This window comes from Arthrobacter sp. D3-16 (genome assembly GCF_054408515.1).
The window spans coordinates 2,742,595-2,760,483 of sequence record NZ_CP096437.1; the positions used below are offsets into that span (position 1 = coordinate 2,742,595).

At 67.1% G+C, this 17,889-nt stretch carries 13 protein-coding genes; 2 read left to right on the forward strand and 11 right to left on the reverse strand.

All coding sequences use genetic code 11. From position 1 onward, the window contains the following. Nucleotides 1-92 precede the first annotated feature (92 nt). The 4 genes from gatB to M1D32_RS13105 form a co-directional block, all read right to left on the reverse strand. Nucleotides 93-1,601 (reverse strand): Asp-tRNA(Asn)/Glu-tRNA(Gln) amidotransferase subunit GatB, encoded by a 1,509-nt coding sequence (gene gatB, locus M1D32_RS13090; protein WP_458779083.1) that lies wholly within the window; start codon nucleotides 1,599-1,601, stop codon nucleotides 93-95. After that, nucleotides 1,601-3,157: an Asp-tRNA(Asn)/Glu-tRNA(Gln) amidotransferase subunit GatA gene (gatA, locus tag M1D32_RS13095; RefSeq protein ID WP_458779084.1), complete on the reverse strand. Its 1,557-nt coding sequence runs from the start codon at nucleotides 3,155-3,157 to the stop codon at nucleotides 1,601-1,603. Before gatA ends, gatB begins: the two co-directional genes overlap by 1 nt. 2 nt (nucleotides 3,158-3,159) lie before the next feature. Continuing rightward, nucleotides 3,160-3,456 (reverse strand): Asp-tRNA(Asn)/Glu-tRNA(Gln) amidotransferase subunit GatC, encoded by a 297-nt coding sequence (gene gatC, locus M1D32_RS13100; RefSeq protein ID WP_458779085.1) that lies wholly within the window; start codon nucleotides 3,454-3,456, stop codon nucleotides 3,160-3,162. Between the two features lie 146 nt (nucleotides 3,457-3,602). Then, nucleotides 3,603-5,066, reverse strand: a complete 1,464-nt coding sequence (locus M1D32_RS13105; protein WP_458779086.1) for a CitMHS family transporter — start codon at nucleotides 5,064-5,066, stop codon at nucleotides 3,603-3,605. A gap of 184 nt (nucleotides 5,067-5,250) precedes the next feature. On the opposite strand from M1D32_RS13105, the gene M1D32_RS13110 reads away from it, so the two are divergent. Together M1D32_RS13110 and M1D32_RS13115 are read left to right on the forward strand one after the other, a co-directional pair. Then, entirely contained in the window at nucleotides 5,251-6,990 is a 1,740-nt protein-coding gene (locus M1D32_RS13110) for a sensor histidine kinase (protein WP_458779087.1), read from the forward strand. After that, a complete protein-coding gene (locus M1D32_RS13115) occupies nucleotides 6,983-7,648 on the forward strand; it encodes a response regulator (protein ID WP_458779088.1) in 666 nt (221 codons plus the stop codon). Before M1D32_RS13110 ends, M1D32_RS13115 begins: the two co-directional genes overlap by 8 nt. Before the next feature lie 16 nt (nucleotides 7,649-7,664). Here M1D32_RS13115 and M1D32_RS13120 read toward each other — a convergent pair whose 3' ends face one another. The 7 genes from M1D32_RS13120 to M1D32_RS13150 all read right to left on the reverse strand — a co-directional run bounded on the left by M1D32_RS13120 (nucleotide 7,665) and on the right by M1D32_RS13150 (nucleotide 17,801). Beyond that, nucleotides 7,665-8,048, reverse strand: coding sequence for a RidA family protein (locus M1D32_RS13120; RefSeq protein WP_458779089.1), 384 nt, complete (start codon nucleotides 8,046-8,048; stop codon nucleotides 7,665-7,667). A gap of 46 nt (nucleotides 8,049-8,094) precedes the next feature. Continuing rightward, complete coding sequence (locus tag M1D32_RS13125; protein WP_458779090.1) at nucleotides 8,095-8,598, reverse strand: N-acetyltransferase family protein; 504 nt, start codon at nucleotides 8,596-8,598, stop codon at nucleotides 8,095-8,097. Nucleotides 8,599-8,707: 109 nt separating this feature from the next. Continuing rightward, on the reverse strand, nucleotides 8,708-9,517 hold the full coding sequence (locus tag M1D32_RS13130; protein WP_458779091.1) for an inositol monophosphatase family protein: 810 nt from the start codon (nucleotides 9,515-9,517) through the stop codon (nucleotides 8,708-8,710). Next, a complete protein-coding gene (gene ligA, locus M1D32_RS13135) occupies nucleotides 9,514-11,829 on the reverse strand; it encodes an NAD-dependent DNA ligase LigA (RefSeq protein ID WP_458779092.1) in 2,316 nt (771 codons plus the stop codon). The genes M1D32_RS13130 and ligA overlap by 4 nt, the downstream gene beginning before the upstream one ends. 82 nt (nucleotides 11,830-11,911) lie before the next feature. Next, nucleotides 11,912-12,535 (reverse strand): hypothetical protein, encoded by a 624-nt coding sequence (locus M1D32_RS13140; RefSeq protein WP_458779093.1) that lies wholly within the window; start codon nucleotides 12,533-12,535, stop codon nucleotides 11,912-11,914. Between the two features lie 119 nt (nucleotides 12,536-12,654). Continuing rightward, a complete protein-coding gene (locus tag M1D32_RS13145; protein WP_458779094.1) occupies nucleotides 12,655-17,100 on the reverse strand; it encodes an FtsK/SpoIIIE domain-containing protein in 4,446 nt (1,481 codons plus the stop codon). Beyond that, on the reverse strand, nucleotides 17,097-17,801 hold the full coding sequence (locus M1D32_RS13150; protein WP_458779095.1) for a hypothetical protein: 705 nt from the start codon (nucleotides 17,799-17,801) through the stop codon (nucleotides 17,097-17,099). The genes M1D32_RS13145 and M1D32_RS13150 overlap by 4 nt, the downstream gene beginning before the upstream one ends. Nucleotides 17,802-17,889: the final 88 nt, after the last annotated feature.

The window sequence follows — 17,889 nt, forward strand, 5'->3', positions numbered from 1 at the left end:
GAGGGCACCAGTTAAACCGGAACCGGGCCGCAGTGGACGTTGCAAAATCGAGATTTCACGACGCCTCCTGCGACCCGATTGGGGTATGGGGGCTAGACGGAGACGCCCAGTTTTTCCAGGATCAGCTCGCGGACGCGGGCGGCGTCAGCCTGGCCGCGGGTGGCCTTCATAACCCCGCCCACGATGGCGCCGATAGCCTGCACCTTGCCGCCGCGGATCTTGTTCGCAACATCGGGCTGCGCGGCCAACGCGGCGTCGATGGCTTCGAGCAGTGGCCCGTCGTCGGAAACCACGGCCAGGCCGCGCTTCTCCACGATCTCGGCAGGGGTGCCTTCGCCGGCGAGCACACCGTCCAGCACCTCCGACGCCATCTTGTTGTTGATCTTGCCTTCTTCCACCATGCGGGCGAGCTCCACGATGGTGGCGGGCTGGACGCCAAGCTGGCCAGGGTCGACGTCGGCGTTCTTGGCGCGGCCCACGATCTCACCCATCCACCACTTGCGGGCAACCGAAGCCGACGCACCGGCGGCGATGGTTTCCTCGATCTCGTCCATCACGCCGGCGTTCACCACGTCGCGGAATTCCAGGTCCGAGTAGCCCCAGTCAGCCTGCAGGCGCTTGCGGCGGCCAGCCGGCGGCTCGGGCAGCGTGGCCCGGAGTTCCTCGACCCACTCCCGCGACGGAACCACGGGAACCAGGTCAGGCTCCGGGAAGTAGCGGTAGTCGTCAGCGTCGGACTTCGCCCGGCCCGACGTGGTGGTGCGGGTGTCCTCGTGCCAGTGGCGGGTCTCCTGGACAACGGGTTCACCGGCGTCCAGCACGGCGGCATGCCGCTGAATCTCGTAACGGACGGCATGTTCCACCGCGCGCAGCGAGTTCACGTTCTTGGTTTCGGAACGGATGCCGAACCGTTCGCGGCCGTGCGGGCGCAGGGAGACGTTGGCGTCGCAGCGGACGTTGCCGCGTTCCATCTTCGCGTCGGACACACCGAGGTTCTTGACGATCTCGCGCACCGCTGCCACATAGGCCTTGGCGAGTTCCGGAGCACGCGAACCGGCGCCCTCAATGGGCTTGGTGACGATTTCCACCAACGGCACCCCGGCACGGTTGTAATCCACCAGCGAGAAGTCGGCGCCCTGGATACGGCCGGTAGCGCCGCCCATGTGGGTCAGCTTTCCGGCGTCCTCCTCCATGTGCGCGCGCTCGATCTCCACGCGGAACACCGTGCCGTCGGAGAGTTCGATGTCCAGGTAGCCGTCGTAGGCAATGGGTTCGTCGTACTGCGAGGTCTGGAAGTTCTTGGGGGTGTCCGGGTAGAAGTAGTTCTTCCGGGCGAAGCGGCAGGACTCGGCGATCTTGCAGTTGAGGGCGAGGCCGATCTTGATCGAGGACTCGATCGCAGCCTTGTTCACCACCGGCAGGACGCCGGGCATGCCCAGGTCCACCTCGTTGACGTTAGTGTTGGGCTCGTCACCGAAGACGTTGGGGGCGGAGGAGAACATCTTGGTCTTGGTGTTGAGCTCCACGTGGACCTCGAACCCCAGGACGGGATCGTACTTCTCCATGGCCTCTTCGAAGCTGAGGATTGCGTCAGTGTTCATTATTTTGCCTCCTTGGCTTCGACGAGCTCGCCCAGTTCCGGAGCCTGGCCCAGCAGCGGGCCGCCCCACTTGGCCTCAAGCAGCGACTCCAGGACCGCGCCCACCCGGTACAGGCGGGCGTCCTCCCGGGCGGGGGCGAGCAGCTGGATGCCGACGGGCAGTCCGTCCTCGTCCGCCAGACCGCCGGGCAGGGACAGGCCCGGGACTCCGGCCAGGTTGGCCGGGATGGTGGCGACGTCGTTGAGGTACATGGCCAGGGGGTCGTCCAGCTTCTCGCCAAGGCGGAAGGCCGTGGTGGGGGCGGTGGGTGAAATCAGGACATCCGCCACGGTGAAGGCTGCATCGAAGTCGCGCTGCACCAGCGTGCGCACCTTCTGGGCCGAACCGTAGTAGGCGTCGTAGTAGCCCGCGGACAGGGCGTAGGTGCCCAGGATGATACGGCGCTTGACCTCATCGCCGAAGCCGGCGGCGCGGGTGGCGCCCATGACGCGTTCGATGGTCATGGGACCGTCCTCGGGCAGGACGCGCAGGCCGTACCGGACGCCGTCGAACTTGGCGAGGTTGGAGGACGCCTCGGAGGGCATGATCAGGTAGTAGGCGCCCAGGGCGTACTGGAAGTTGGGGCAGGAGACTTCGACGATTTCCGCGCCGGCCTCCTTGAGGAGCTCCAGGGAATCGTTGAAGCGGTTTTCGACGCCCGCCTGGTAGCCCTCGCCATGGAGTTCCTTGATGATGCCGATCCGCATGCCCTCGACACTGCCCGTTTTCGCTGCGGCCACGAGGTCTGCCAGCGGGTCCGGAAGGGAGGTGGAGTCGCGGGGGTCGTGCCCGCCGATGACCTCGTGCAGGAGGGCCGAGTCCAGGACTGTCCGCGAAACCGGGCCGATCTGGTCCAGCGAGGACGCCATGGCGATGGCACCGTAGCGGGACACGCTGCCGTATGTCGGCTTGACGCCGACGGTGCCGGTGACGGCACCGGGCTGGCGGATGGACCCGCCGGTGTCGGTCCCGAGGGCGAGGGGTGCTTCGAAGGCTGCGACGGCGGCAGCGGAGCCGCCACCGGAACCGCCCGGGATCCGGTCCAGGTCCCATGGGTTGCGGGTGGGCCCGTAGGCGGAATGTTCAGTGGAGGAGCCCATGGCGAACTCGTCCAGGTTGGTCTTGCCCAGGATGGGCATCTTCGCGGCGCGCAGGCGTTCCACCACAGTGGCGTCGTAGGGGCTGTGCCAGCCCTCGAGGATCTTGGAGCCGGCCGTGGTGGGCTGGCCCACCGTGACAATCAGGTCCTTGACGGCGATGGGGACGCCGGCGAGGACATGCAGGGATTCGGCCTCTGTACCGCCCGCAGCACGGATGGCGTCCACCTCGGCGGCGACGGCGAGGGCATCCTCGGCGTTGACGTGCAGGAAGGCGTTGACGCCGCGCTCCCCGCCGTCAACAGCAGCGATCCGGTCCAGGTACGCCTGGGTGACCTCGACGGAGGTGACCTCACCGGCAGCCAGCTTTTCTGCAAGCCGCGCGGCGGAGAGGCGGATGAGTTCGTTGTTGTCAGTCATGCTTATGCCTCATCCAGGATTGCCGGGACCTTGAAACGGTTCTCGTCGGAGTCCGGTGCGCCGGAGAGCGCCTCTTCCGCGGTGAAGGTGTGCCCCACGACGTCCTCGCGGAACACGTTGTTCAGCGGGATGGGGTGGGACGTCGCCGGGACGTCGTCACCGGCAGCCTGGCTCACGGATTTGACTGAATCAACGATGACCGCGAGTTCTCCGGCCATCCTGTCCAGCTCTTGGGCACTCATCTCAATGTGAGCGAGCCGCGCGAGATGCGCAACGTCGTCACGGTTGATCGCAGCCATGGATCTCCCCTGCAAAGTTTGAATTGATTTCCGATCCATTCTAGTGGGGAAACGATGATGCCCGTCTGACGGCCCCCAGCGGGCGTCAGACGGGCACCTTCATACCGGGCCGGCGCCCACGGGGGCAGCCGCACGGCAGCTACAGACTAACCGATTCCGATGGCTCCGGTCAGCATGCCGATTCCCAGCATGACCAGGGACACCACGGCGCTGCGCCACAGCACCTTCTTGTGGTGGTCACCGAGGTCAACCTTGGCAAGCGACACCAGGAGCAGGATGGCGGGGACCAGCGGGCTTTGCATGTGGAACGGCTGGCCGGTGATGGAGGCGCGGGCCATCTCGGCGGCGCTGATGCCGTAGTGGCCGGCGGTCTCGCTCAGGACGGGGAGCACACCGAAGTAGAACGCGTCATTGCTCATGAAGAACGTCATGGGGATGCTGAGGACGCCGGTGATGACAGCCAGGAACGGGCCCATGGACGTGGGGATGATCTGTACCAGCCACGCGGACATGGCTTCCACCATGCCGGTGCCGGTGAGGACTCCGGTCAGGACTGCGGCGGCCATAACCATGCTGACCACGGCCACGATCGAGGGTGCGTGGGCCACGATCTGGGTGGCCTGGTCCTTGACGTTGGGGAAGTTCACCAGCAGTGCGATGGCCGAACCCACCATAAAGACGTACGGCAGGGGCACGAGGTCGGCGATCAGCATGCCCATGACAGCTACGGTCAGGCCAAGGTTGAACCACTGCAGCTTGGGGCGCAGGGTCTTGCGGTTCGGGTCCAGTGCCGTGTCTGCCATGGCGGTGTCGCTGTCGTCCACCAGGTCCGCGGTGCGTTCAAGCAGGGCAACGGAGGAACCATCGACGGCGGGACCGCCGGTTGCGGGAACCGGTGAGGTACCGCGGCGGGAACCATTGCGCGCACCGCCGGCGGGAGCGCCGCCGTCGAACCCTTCAGCGGTATCCGGCACTCCCCAGATTTCCGGGGCCGTAGCGCGGAGGCGGTTGCGCTCCTGCAGGCCAAGCAGCCAGGCGAAGGCCAGGACGACGGCGATGCCGGCGAGGAGGGAGGGAAGCATCGGAACAAAGACATCATTGACGTCGATCTTCAGGGCGCTGGCGGCGCGGGCGGTGGGGCCGCCCCACGGCACGATGTTCATGGTGCCGTTGGCCAGGCCGGCCACGCAGGTGAGGACCACAGGACTCATCTTCAACCGGAGGTAGATGGGCAGCATGGCGGCGGTGGTGAGGATGAAGGTGGTGGAGCCGTCGCCGTCAAGGGACACGGCGGCCGCGAGGATGGCGGTGCCCAGTACTACCTTGGCGGGGTCGTTGCCGAGTTTGCGGAGGATGAAGCGGACCAGCGGGTCAAAAAGCCCCACGTCGATCATCAGTCCGAAGTAGATGATGGCGAACATCAGCAGGGCTGCTGTTGAGGTCATGGCCTTCATCGAGTCCATCACCATGTCGCCGATGCCAAGACCGGCACCGGCGAAAAGACCAAAAACGGTAGGGACGATGATCAACGCCAGCACTGGCGTCAACTTTTTCGTCATGATCAGCACCATGAATACCGCGATCATTGCGAATCCAAGTAATACCAGCACGGCCGGCTCCTTCTTTGTGAACAGCGGCACAGCGTTGTGACGCGTGCTACAGACTGTAGAGTGGCCGCCGTCACGGCCGTGCCTTTGGCTCAATTGATTGGCATACTGCTTATTGCGAGCATTTTGCTCATTCTGCTCACAGCACCCGCAGGCCCCCGGCCAACCACCCGGAACAAGGAGGATCATGCAGCGTTCCAGCCCCCGCGCCCCGCTGCGGTTCTCCACCCAGACGCTCCTGCTCCAACTTGCGGTGGTCCTTCTCGTGGTCCTGCTCAGCGCCGGGGTCCACGCCTGGCTGACCTATGACAGGGTGGGCAGCGAGGCGGAGAACCAGGCGCTGACGCTCGCGCGGACGGTGGCCTCGGACCCAACAGTGCGGGCGGACGTGCTGGCCATCAGCGAACAGGCCGGCACTCCCCCGGCGGCCGAGCTGGCTGCGGGGCCGCTGATGGTGTCGGCCGAAGCAGCACGGACCCGGACCGGTGCCCTGTTTGTGGTCATCACCGACGAAACCGGCCTTCGGCTGGCGCATCCGGACCCCCAGCGGCTCGGCGAACGGGTGAGCACGGATCCGTCCGAGGCCCTGTCCGGCCGCGAGGTCACCACCCGGAATACCGGGACGTTGGGCCCGTCGGCCGGGGCGAAGGTGCCCGTGTACGCTCCGGCCGGCACCACCGTGGTGGGCGAGGTCAGCGTGGGGTATTCGATGGAGACGGTGGGCCAGAGCGTGGCCCGTGACATTGGCCCGGTTGCCCTCACCGCCACGGGCGCCCTCATCGCCGGCGTCCTCGGGTCCTTCCTGCTGCGCCGCCGCCTCCAGCGCCTCACCCTGGGCCTGGAACCGGAGGAGATCAGCAGCCTCGTCCACGACCAGGTGGCAGTTCTCCAAGGCGTGGACGACGGCGTGATCGGCGTTTCGGCCGACGGGCGGATCACTGTGTTCAACGCCGCAGCACAGCGGCTGCTGGACTTGCCGGACCTGGCTGGAACCGGGTGGGAGGAGGCGCCGGTACCGGACCAGCTGAAGTCCCTGACCCGGCCCGGCTCCGGTGCAGATGCCGCCCTGGAGCTGGTGGCGGGCGGGCGGGTCCTGGTGGCCAACGCCCGCAAGGCAGTCCACCGGCGTGAGGACCTGGGCTGGGTGGTGATGCTCCGGGACCGGACGGAACTGCAGCAGCTCACCCGGCAGCTGGACGCCGTGGGCACCATGTCCACCGCGCTGCGGGCACAGCGCCATGAGTTCGCCAACCAACTGCACACCATCGCCGGGCTTATGAGCATCGGAGAGCACCAGCAGGCACGCGAGTACCTTGCGCGGCTGGCGGCGACGGGACCGCTGAAGTTCCCGGTGGACCAGGCCGAGCTGCTTCAGGACCCCTACCTCCAGGCCTTCGTGGGAGCAAAGGGGGTGGAGGCCGACGAGCGGGGCGTTGCCTTGCGCATCGGACCGGAAACCCTGGTCCGCGGCCAGGTCACCGATGCCCAGGACGTCACCACCGTGCTGGGCAACCTGATCGATAACGCGGTCAACGCGGCCGTTGCAGGCTCAGCTCCGGACCGCTGGGTTGAACTGGAAGTCATGGATGACCCGGGCGACGACGGCGGCACCCTCCACGTGGTCGTCGCCGACTCAGGCGACGGGCTGGCCGCGGGGACGGATGCGGAAGCGGTTTTCGCCGAGGGTTTCACCACCGCCTCCGGCCCCGTCCGCGCAGGCGGCGGCCAGGGCTTCGGCCTGGCGCTGGCGCGGCAGCTGGCGCGGCGGCGCGGGGGCGACGTTAGGCTGCTGGATCCGGGCACCCGCGGCGGGCCCGGAGCCGTTTTTATGGCCACGCTCCCCGGCACCACAACAGCAGGAACAAAGACGGCCGAACAACCAGACGCGGGGCTGAAGGATGCAACCGGAAAGGACAACGATGGCTGAGGACTTCCGGGTGCTGATCGTGGATGACGACTTCCACGTCGCGAAACTGCACGCCGCCTACGTTGATTCGGTGGCGGGCTTCCTGGCGCTGGCACCGGTGGGAACGGCGTCCCTCGCGCTCCAGGCCATCCACAGCCTTCGGCCGGACCTGGTGCTGCTGGACGTCTATCTCCCGGACGCCTCCGGCCTGGACCTGCTGCAGCAACTGGATGTGGACACCGTGATCCTCAGCGCGGCTTCAGACGCTGCCTCCATCCGGGTGGCGTTCCGCCGCGGCGCACTGGGGTACCTGCTGAAGCCGTTTACGTCCGAGTCACTGTCCCAGCAGCTGCGCTCCTATGCCCGGTACCGGCGCCTGCTGGGCCAGCCCGGCGCCCTGGACCAGGATGCGGTGGAGCGGGCCAAGCGCGCCCTGATTCCCGGCGACGTCACGCCGTCGTCAAAGCCCCGATCAGCAACGGAAGCTGCAGTGCTTGAATCACTGGTGCCGGGTGAGCAGTACTCGGCGGCGGAAGTGGCCGGCCGGGTGGGTGTTTCCCGGGCCACGGCGCAGCGGTACCTGTCCTCGCTGGCCGACGACGGCGCTGTTGACATCCAGCTGCGCTACGGGACCACCGGCAGGCCGGAGCACCGCTACGGCCTGCCCGGCTCGCCGTAACCCGAGAGGTACAGAGCTAGCTGGCGCTCTTCGGCGCCACGAGCTCGATTTCCACCAGCATCTCCGGATCCAGGAACGGAAGGACATGCACCAGGGACAAGGTGGGCCGGATGTCGCCGAAGACCTCGCCGTGGGCACGCCCCGCTTCTTCCCACTGGCTGATGTCCGTCAGGTACAGCTTGGACTGCACCACGTCCTCGAAACCGAAGCCTGCGTCCGCGAGGACCTTGTCCAGCTTCTGCAGGATGAACTGGGTCTGGGTGTAGAAGTCGTTGCCCACGATGCCGTCCTCGCCGCTCGCGGCGGTGGCCGAAATGTAGAGGGTGTTGTCCACCTGGACGGCCCGGGAGTAGCCGAGGGTCTGTTCCCAAACGGAGCCGGTGCCGAAGGTTTTGCGCATGGTGGGCCTTTCAAAGCTGGAGTGAGTCGGCACCACTTTAGGGCGGCTACAGGTCCAGCCGGTAAACCAGCAGTTTTATGTCGGTCCCGGGCACCAACCAGTCCCGTTCAGGGACCCTGGCGAACCCGGTCTTGTCGTACAGGCCGCGGGCGCTTTCCCAGGTGCTCCCGGTAGTCAGGGACACACCCTTGACCCCGTCCAGTTCCTTGGCGTGATCAAGGATGGCCGCCATCATGGCCTTGCCGGCACCGCTGCGCTGCACGGCCGGGTCCACCACCAGCATGCGGAACTCCAGCTCATCGTGCAGGGCAATGTCCGCGTAGGGCTCGCCGGCGCGGGCAAGCGTGACCGAACCCACCACCTGCCCGGCCCGTTCAGCTACCCAGACAGTTGCCTGCCCTGCCCGGAGTGCCACGTCCTGGACCTTGCGCATGTAGGGGTGGTCGGCGTCGTCAAAGTACCCGGCGGCCAGGTAGGAATCCCTGGTGATGCGGGCAACGGCGTCGAAATCGGTTTCGACGGCGGGACGGACAGTTATCTGCGAATGCACCCGTCAATGGTAGTGCTACCAGCCAGTAGCAGCGTGCAAAACGGGGGTTTCCGTGACTGAACTATCACGGCGGGCCCGTTAAACGGGTCAGGGCCCGGCGGCTGCCGCGTCAGAGCGGGAATTTACCGGACAGCTCCAGGCTCCCTGCGCAGGTCCACGCGTCCAGCCGTTCCTGGTCGCTGGGCCCGCCGTCGAGCGGGCTGGTCAACCGGGGCCGGCGGACCCAGCAGCCGGCTTCCTCGGCGATCAGCGCGCCTGCCGAAAAGTCATGCTCGTTCAACCCCCGCTCGCCGAACGCGTCGTGGGTGCCGTCCGCCACCAGGCACAGGTCCAGGGCTGCTGACCCCAGCCTGCGGACATCGGCAAAACCCTGCAGCAACTCGGCGAACTGGGCGGCCTGCTCAGAGCGGACCTGCGGATCGTAGTTGAACCCGGTGGCGAGGATCTGGCCTTTGCGCCCCGGGACCGGCCCCTCGAGCCGGGTCAAGGCACCGTTCTCTTCCAGCCATGCACCCTCGCCGCGGGCGGCGTAGTACACCCGGCCCAGCGCAGGGGCATTAACGACGCCGGCCAGCCATACGCCGTCGGCATCTGCCACTGCAACCGAGGTGCCGTAGTAGACGATGTTGCGGATGAAGTTGGTGGTGCCGTCCAGCGGGTCGATGGACCAGCGGTAGCCGGTGGGGTTCGCCGGGCTGGTGGTTCCGTGTTCCTCACCGGTGATGCTGTCATTGGGCCGGGCCGCGGAAATGACGTCGCGGACAGCGTGCTCTGCGGCGACGTCGAAGGCGGTGACCCAATCGCCGGCGTCGCCCTTGTTGCTGGCCTGCAAGGCCTCGCTGCTGCGGCCGGCCAGGACCGCGGCGCCGGCGGCGGCGGCAGCCATGGCCACCTGCAGGAGTTCGCCGGGGCGGCTCATGCTGTTGCCTCCGCTGCGGCTTCGTCGGCCGTGTCCTCCAGTGCTGCCGTGTCCCCCGGTGCTGCCGTGTCCCCCGGTGCCGCCGTGTCCCCCAGGGCTGCGGGGCCGCCGGCCAGGAGTTGCCGGAAGCCGTCCTCGTCCAAAACGGGAAGGCCAAGCTGCTCGGCCTTGTCCAGCTTGGTGCCGGCGTTCTCGCCGGCCACCACGTAGCTGGTGTTCTTGGAGACGGAACCTGAGGCCTTGCCGCCGCGGATGAGGATGGCTTCCTTCGCCTCGTCGCGGCTGAAGTTCGGCAGCGAGCCGGTGACCACCACGGTCAGTCCGTCCAGCGTGCGGGGCACTGATTCGTCCCGCTCGTCCTCCATCCTGACGCCGGCTGCGGCCCACCGGTCGATAATTTCCAGGTGCCAGTCCTCGGCGAACCATTCCTTCAGTGCGGCGGCAATGGTGGGTCCCACGCCGTCCACGTGGGCCAGCTCCTCCTCCGACGCCTTCCGGATAGCGTTCATGGTGCCGAAGGCTGTGGCCAGCGCACGGGACGCCCGAGGCCCAACGTGCCGGATGGACAAGGCCACCAGCACCCGCCACAAGGGCTGGGCCTTAGCCTTTTCGAGTTCGCGGAAAAGCTTCTCCGTGGTGGCGGTGGGCTTGGACGGCGATTTCGCGGTGCCCTTGCTATAGAAGTACGGCACCAGCTCGTATTCCCCGGTGGCCACCCCCTTGGAGCGCTTCTCGCGCCGGATCTTCACCTCGGCCAGCAGCTCCGGCGTGAGGTCGAACAGTGCCGCCTCGGTGGTCAGCGGCGGGACTTCGGGTTCCGCCGGTTGAGTGAGGGCAATGGCCGCTTCCCAGCCGAGCGCTTCAATGTCGAAAGCGCCGCGGCCGGCGAGGTGGAACACCCGCTCGCGCAACTGGGAAGGGCAGGACTTTGAGTTGGGGCAGCGGATATCCACGTCGCCCTCCTTGGCAGGGGCCAAGGGTGTGCCGCAGGAAGGGCATTCTGTGGGCATCACGAAGTCGCGGACCGGAGGATCCTGCTGGTCGCGCAGGGCCAGGACCGGGCCCACGATTTCCGGAATGACGTCGCCCGCCTTGCGGAGAATAACGATGTCGCCGATTTTTACGCCCTTGGCCTTGACCACGTCCTGGTTGTGCAGGGTGGCCATCTCCACGGTGGACCCTGCGACTTTGACGGGCTCCATCATGCCGAAGGGGGTGACGCGTCCGGTGCGCCCCACGTTGACCTGGATGTCCAGGAGCTTGGTGTGGACTTCCTCGGGCGGGTATTTGTAGGCCACGGCCCACCGGGGTACGCGGGTGGTGTAGCCCAGGGCCCGCTGGGTGGCGAATTCATCCACCTTGACCACAATGCCGTCGATTTCGTGCAGCAGTTTGTGGCGCTTGTCCCCGTACCGTTTGATGAAGTCCAGGACCTCGTCCAGGCTCCCCAGCACTTCCGAATAGGGGCTCACCGGCAGGCCCCAGTCCTTCAGCAAGGCGTAGGTTTCGGACTGGCTGCGCGCCTGGAGCCCCTCTCGGGCGCCGATGCCGTGGACAAACATCTTCAGGGGCCGCTTGGCCGTTTCCGCCGGGTCCTTCTGGCGAAGCGAGCCGGCTGCTGCGTTGCGGGGGTTGGCCAGGGGCGCTTTGCCGGCTTCGATCAGGGCTTCATTGAACTCCGCGAAGGCCTGCGACGGGATGAACACCTCGCCCCGAATTTCCACCTCCGCCGGATACCCCTGACCGCTTAACTCCTGCGGGATTTCCTTGATGGTGAGGACGTTGTGGGTGATGTCCTCACCGGTGGTGCCGTCGCCGCGCGTAGCGGCGCGCACCAGTTTTCCGTCCCGGTACAACAGGTTGACCGCGAGGCCGTCAATCTTCAGTTCAGTCAGCCAGGCCGCTTGCTGCGATCCGTCACCGATCTTCGCGATACTGGCTGACGCTTTGGTGAGCCAGGCCTCCAGTTCCTCGAGGGAGAAGACATCCTCAAGGCTGTACATCCGCTGCAGGTGCTCCACGGCGGCGAAGGCCGCGGACACTTCCCCTCCCACTTCCTGGGTGGGTGAGTCGTTGGACACCAGCTCCGGGTGAAGGGCCTCGATCTCCTCCAGCCGGCGGAAGAGTTCGTCGAATTCGGCGTCGGACACCAGGGGGATGTCCTCCTGGTAATACGCGAACCGGTACTTCCGGACGAGGTCCACAAGGTTTTCGTATTCCTCGCGCACCGATTCGGTGGGGATGGCTTCCGGTTCGCCGGGTGCGGTGGTCCGGGTGGCGGTCTGTTCTGCGGGGCCTGGTCCTGTGCTCACAGACCTATCTTGCCTTACCCCGGCAGCTTGACGCTGGCTCCTGCGCTGCCTGGCCGGGGGACGCCGTTGGTGTCAGGGCAGGTCAGTGCCCTCCGACGCGGTTCCTGCCCCACCAGGTGAAGGCGGCGGTGGCCACACCCACCAGCAGGACGCCGCCGGCGACCGGCAGGAGCTCAGGACCGCCGGGGTCCCGGCTGTCCGCCGGGGAAACGGCCGCCACCTGTGTGGCCTTGGCGGACCTCGTGACCGGGGTGTTCCAGTTCGACGCGCCGGTGGGGCCGTTCGACGGCGTGGGGACCGCGCTCGCCGTGGCGTCTTCGGGGACCTCCCCCGCCGGGCCGGTTTCGTCGGGTGAGGGAGCCGGGGAAGGGGCCGCCGGGACGGGAACAGTTACGGCCGGCGGCGCAGCGGGCGGAGCAGGCTGCTCCGCCTGCGCAGGGTCCGCGGGCTGGGCGGGCGGGCCCGCCGGTTCCTTAACCTTCCGCGGCCGTTCGGTCTCCGGGCGCGTTGTATCTTCCCCGAGGACGGGCAGGCACAGAAGCTGACATTCCGAAGGAGCCTGGGTGGAAGCCGTTGTGGTGGCGGGCGTTGGTTCGGCAGAATCAGCGGCCGCAGGACCACCCGGGAAGAGGCCCACGGCGATCGCCAGAACCGCAGCTGATGCCGATGCCGAGGCAACGCGGAGGACCTGTGAGGACGGGGTCATTGCTACCTTTCGATGCGCGCAGTCCCCCACCGCGGCTTTCTGGTGTCCCGGGTAGTCTTCTACACCACGCTGGAGGGCCGCAAATCCTCCCGCTTCGCGGCCCTGCCGTTGCCTGTGAGTCAGTCCTTGTTTTCGGGCGGCAGGGCAACCTGGATTTTGCGCGCCTTTCCCCGTCCCACCACGTATCCCCGGCCAGGGATAAATTCCGGGCTGACCCTGCCGAGGGATGTGTTCAGCAGGCTGTCGCCCTCGATGTCGCCAGGGTTCAGCAGCAGTCCCCGCCGCCCGGATTTAAAGGGCTGCGCCAGGGACCAGGCCGAGGACCAGGTGGACGTTTCGGATTCTCCGATGACCCACTGGTCGGCCTTGATGGATGCCGCGACCAGTTGGCCCATACCGGACTCAGCCAGGGTGTCCGTGAACTCCGTCAGCCCCTCAATGAAGATGCCCAGCGAGCCCGGGTTCCCCGAGGAATGCTCCACCAGGTCTTCCACCACCTCAGCTACGTCGTCGGCGCCCACCACACAGCGGTTCCAGATGGGCAAGGAGGCGACGGCGGACCGCCGGGCGCCGATGTAGATAAGCTCCGTCCCGGGATTGGACCGGCGGAGGGCGTAGGCCAGGGTCACCAGCGCGACGGTCCGGCCTGCGCCGGGAGGGCCGGCGAGGAGCAGCGGGCCCCTCGCCATGATCCCCGCCGGCTGGAGCGTTTCGTCGTCCACACCAATAACGGGCAGGTCGGCACCGCCGGCAGGAAGGACGTCCAGATCCACCTGGTCGGGCAACCGTTCGATGCCAGGGGCCGCATCCATGCCCTGCCGCAGCATCGCTTCACTCAGCTTGTGCACCTCACGGGCCTGCAGGGCAAGGTTGGAGTTCCCGCCCAGGACGGCGAGCTGGATTTCCAGGCCGTCCAGCAGGCCCCGGCCGGGCGGGGATCCGGCCCCAAGCACATCCCGGGGAACATCCAATGAGATGTAGTCGTCCTCCGAGGAGAGGCGCAGCACCAGGCGGCGCTGGATGGAGGCCAGCAGGGAAGCGGGAACCGCATTGGGCCGATCCCCCGTGACCACCAGGTGGATGCCCAGGGCCCTGCCGTCCGTGGCCAGCTGGAGGAAGATGTCCCACAGTGCGGACAGCCGGCTGTGTTCGTACAGTTCCCGGAAGGCGGACATGCCGTCCACCAGGACAAAGATCCGCTTCTCCCCGGGCTTGTTGGCGAGCTTCCGGTACTCAACGATGGTGGACGCGCGCACCTCGGCGAAGGCCGCGGAGCGCTGCTCGGCGATCTCCTGCAGCAGGCGCAGCAGGCGTCCGACGCGTTCGACGTCGTCGCCGCTGATGACCTCACCGACGTGGGGCAGCTCCTCCAGCATCCGCAGTCCAGAGGATCCGCAGTCGATCCCGTAGACGTGGACAGGCCCGCCCCGGGGGGTTACCGCCGCGGCAATGGCAATGCCGCGCAGGGCGGCCGATTTGCCTGACCCGCCAGTACCGTAGATGGCCATGTTGCCGTCTTTGTCCGGTTCGTAGAAAACGGTGGGCTGGTCCTGGCGGACGGGGTCATCTGCCACACCGAGAAGCAGTTGTTCGTCGGTGCGGGGGTTGGGCAGCCTGGAAAAGTCGTAGGCCTTGGCCAGTTCGTCCAGCCAGGGTTTGCGCGGCGGGCGGATGGCAAGGGAACCGGCGGCGCGGACGATGGTGGCGGTCATCCTGGCGATGTCGTTGGGGCCGGCCGGCGCCTCAACTTCCGGCCTTTCCGGGGCAAGCGCCTCCCAGCTGGGTCCGGAGCCGAAGGCCATTTCCACGACGTCGATCCGGGGCCGCTGCGGCCTGTCCGTGGTCCAGCCGCCTGCGTAGCCGGTCTGGAAGCCCTGGATCCGGCCCGGTCCCGTCTTCGCTGCGCCGCGGCCCGGAATGGAGGGGTCGAAGTAGGCGGCGTCGGGGACGCCGAGGATGTCCGTCGCGTCGTCCTCGTCCGCCATCCGCAGCGCCACCCGGAGGTTGGTGTTGGCCCGCAGGCTGTCCTTGATCACACCGGCCGGGCGCTGGGTGGCCAGGATGAGGTGCAGGCCCAGGGACCGCCCGCGTGCTGCAACATCCACCACGCCATCCACGAACTCCGGAACCTCATTGGCGAGCGCAGCGAATTCGTCCACGATGATGATCAGGTACGGCGGCGCTTCCGGGTCGGCCTCCCGCTGCAGTGCCAGCAGGTCCTTGGCCTTCTTGCGGTTCAGCAACTGCTCGCGGTGATGGAGTTCAGCGCGGAGCGAGGTGAGGGCGCGGCGGACCAGGTGCGGCGAAAGGTCTGTTACCAGCCCCACCGTGTGGGGCAGGTTGATGCAGTCCGCGAACGCCGCTCCGCCTTTATAGTCAACGAACAGGAAACTGACCCTGTCCGGGCTGTAGGCAGCCGCCATGCCCATCACCCAGGACTGCAGGAACTCGGACTTGCCGGCGCCGGTGGTTCCACCCACCAAGGCGTGCGGGCCCTCGTTCTTCAGGTCAAGGTAGAGCGGTTCAATGCCCTTGGAGCCCACCAGGGCGCGCAGCGTGCCGTTGTCCTTGCGGTTGGCCACGGCGCTGGCGTGCACGGAGTTGTTTTCCGTCCAGCGCTCGGCGATGGCCTGGGGGTTGTCCAGGAAGTCCTTGCCGATCAGCGTGGCATAGGAGACGGCGCGCGGGAGGTCGGAGTCGTCCGTGACGGGCTTGCCCACGTCCACCACGGGAGTAAGCATCCGGGCCAGCTGGGCGGCCAGCTCCGCATCCACGCTTTCGCAGCTGACAGGATAAGTGTGGCGGCCAAGGCGCACCTGCCCTGTGGTGGTGCCGTGCTCACCGTCCACTGCCATGAAGTCCCGGCAGGCAGCAGGCAACGCCTGGATGCTGGTGGCAACCCAGAGCACGTGGACGCCGGCGTCGGGTCCGCGTTCGGCAAGGCGGGTGAGCCGCCCCCGGTCCACGGGGGCGTCGTCCTCCACGATGACGAGCACCGCAGGAACCACCGGCCCGTCCACCTCGTGCTTGGCCGGGTCAAGCCCGGGACGAAGGTCCGGAACGGCCCGCTTCGCGGCAGCCTCCCTGGACTCCACCAGGTCCTCAAGCCGGGCCACCAGGGATGCACCGCCGGCAGAGCCGGCAGCAAGGTGGTCACCGGACAGGGGGCTGTGCCCGGAACCCACATGCGGCAGCCACTGCAGCCAGTTCCAGCGTTCCCGGGACTGCGCGGACGTGATGGCAGCGAGCACCACTTCGGCCGGCGAGTGCAGGCCGGCGAGCTGGAGCACCATGCCCCGTGCCACGTCGTCCACCAGCCCGCGGGCACCGGCGATGCCCAGCGAGCCTGCCGTCCGGAACTGGGACACCACCGGAACGCCCTCGATGTCCCGGAACTGCTTGAGGCAGTCCTGGATTTCCCGGGCGTACTCCACCTCGGTGTCGTTGTTCGCCGGTTCCTCCATACGCACGCGTGAAGGGGCCGTACCCAGGCCAAAACGCAGGCCCAGGAACGCGTGGTGTTCGGGCCGGTGGGTCCAAAGCAGCGGACCCAGTTTGTAAATGGCGTCAACGGTGTCGCTGACGGACGGTGCTTCCTGCAGCCGGACGGCGCGTTCCACGTGCTGGAGTTCGGTGATGTCCTCCCGGAAGGCGGCCATGGAAGCGCGGAACTGCTTGAGCTGCTCCTTCTGCTGGCGCCTGGTCCGCATCTTTTGGTCCACATAGTGGCCCAGGATGAACAGCGGCATCATCATCATGAACAGCACCGAGAGCGGGTTGCCGGTGACGGCGAAGATCACGGCTCCCATGAGCAGCGGGGCGATCATCATGATGTACGGGAACGGGTTGTCTTCCGGACGCTTCGGTCCGGCCGGCATCACGCGCTTGGGTTCCTCGAACCGGGGAACAACGCGCGGTGACCGGTTGAAGTCCACCAGGGGCGACGTCGGCGCTGCCGCCCTGTTATGGCCCAGCGGGACCACGGTGATGGTGGTGTCACCCAAGGTGACGGCGTCCGAGGAGTCCAGCGTTGCACGGGTCACCGCGAGTCCATCCATCAGGAGACCGTTAGCAGAGTTGGTGTCCACGATTTCCACGGTCTCTCCTACCGTGATGCGCGCATGGCGTTTGGAGGTCAGCGGATCCGTCAACCGGATGTCCACGTCCCGGTCCCGGCCGATGTAGCTGGTGCCGGTCGGCAGCGGAAATTCGCTGCCGACGTCGGGCCCTGACAGAACGCGCAGGGTGGCGGCCGCCGGGCCGCGGTTCGCCCCCGGAAGGCCAAAGCGCTCGCTGACCTGCGCCAGCGACACGACGGAGCCTGGCCGCAGCCCGGATTCAAGGAGGTTATCCTCGCGGGCGAGGATGTTACCGCGCAGGCCGCCGCCCACAAAGGCTTCTTCGATGCGCAGCGAGAGGTTCCCAGGGGGCGGTGTTCCCTTGCGCGCAGGGTCCGCCGCCCACAGCACTGTGGCCACATCGGCCACCGTCGCGAGGCCGTCGACGGTGATGGCGAGGTCCTTGGCCTCGGCTGGATCCCGGCGGAGTGTCAGCCGGATCCTCATCCTTCGTCCACGCCCCTCATCTTCTCAAGCAGGTACAGGTCATCAGTGGTGACCAGGTGCGACGTGACGGCATGTTCCACGAGCCGGGCGCGGCGGTTGGTAGCCAGTTTGCCGCCCCCTCCGCGCAGGCCAGCGACGCCCACCCGGTCCAGCTTGTCGCACACATTATCGAGCTTGCGGTTAAAGCGCGTCAGCGCCCAACCGAGCGTCTTGGCGGCCGCGGCCGAGGACGGGATGGCGCTGAACCCGGTCCCCTCGCGCCGAAGCATGGGTTCGGCGAGCGCTACGATGAGCGCCTTTTGGGAGTCGGTGAACACGACCGGACCGATAGTGGTGTCGCCGTTGCTGTCCTCCTCCCGCGCCTCCTGGCGGAAGGACGGGGTTTTGAGGTGCACGGCGAATTCATAGGTGGTGGGCCCTGCCGTGAAGATGATGTTGGTGTGGCTGAAGACCAGCGGGATCCGGGCACCGGGCGAAAGCCAGGCCTGCATGCCGCCGGAACCGTCCGCCACGGTGGCCGAAAGCATGCTGCCCACATTGCTGAGCCACCAGATTCCGTCGTAGCGGGCCACCTGCAGGAACTGCCGGTGCAGGTACGGGTTGTCGTCCACCTCGAGGTCGCCTTCACGGCCGATGTTGAAGACGTCCTCGTCCGATGGCTCGTACCACTCACCACAGAAATCTATTGCCAGATCCCCCATTTTGTGTGCCTCCTCGTCGGGCAGAGCTCTGCGTATCGTCGCTGTACTGCTGCTGGTTGTGCTGTTTCCTGGTCGTGCTGTTGCCCGG

What these genes read in the sequence shown, in the direction of transcription:
- gatB (WP_458779083.1), bottom strand. Translation starts at nt 1,601, where the DNA reads ATGAACACTGACGCAATCCTCAGCTTCGAAGAGGCCATGGAGAAGTAC.
- gatA (WP_458779084.1), bottom strand. Translation starts at nt 3,157, where the DNA reads ATGACTGACAACAACGAACTCATCCGCCTCTCCGCCGCGCGGCTTGCA.
- gatC (WP_458779085.1), bottom strand. Translation starts at nt 3,456, where the DNA reads ATGGCTGCGATCAACCGTGACGACGTTGCGCATCTCGCGCGGCTCGCT.
- M1D32_RS13110 (WP_458779087.1), top strand. Translation starts at nt 5,251, where the DNA reads ATGCAGCGTTCCAGCCCCCGCGCCCCGCTGCGGTTCTCCACCCAGACG.
- M1D32_RS13115 (WP_458779088.1), top strand. Translation starts at nt 6,983, where the DNA reads ATGGCTGAGGACTTCCGGGTGCTGATCGTGGATGACGACTTCCACGTC.
- M1D32_RS13120 (WP_458779089.1), bottom strand. Translation starts at nt 8,048, where the DNA reads ATGCGCAAAACCTTCGGCACCGGCTCCGTTTGGGAACAGACCCTCGGC.
- M1D32_RS13130 (WP_458779091.1), bottom strand. Translation starts at nt 9,517, where the DNA reads ATGAGCCGCCCCGGCGAACTCCTGCAGGTGGCCATGGCTGCCGCCGCC.
- M1D32_RS13140 (WP_458779093.1), bottom strand. Translation starts at nt 12,535, where the DNA reads ATGACCCCGTCCTCACAGGTCCTCCGCGTTGCCTCGGCATCGGCATCA.
- M1D32_RS13145 (WP_458779094.1), bottom strand. Translation starts at nt 17,100, where the DNA reads ATGAGGATCCGGCTGACACTCCGCCGGGATCCAGCCGAGGCCAAGGAC.
- M1D32_RS13150 (WP_458779095.1), bottom strand. Translation starts at nt 17,801, where the DNA reads ATGGGGGATCTGGCAATAGATTTCTGTGGTGAGTGGTACGAGCCATCG.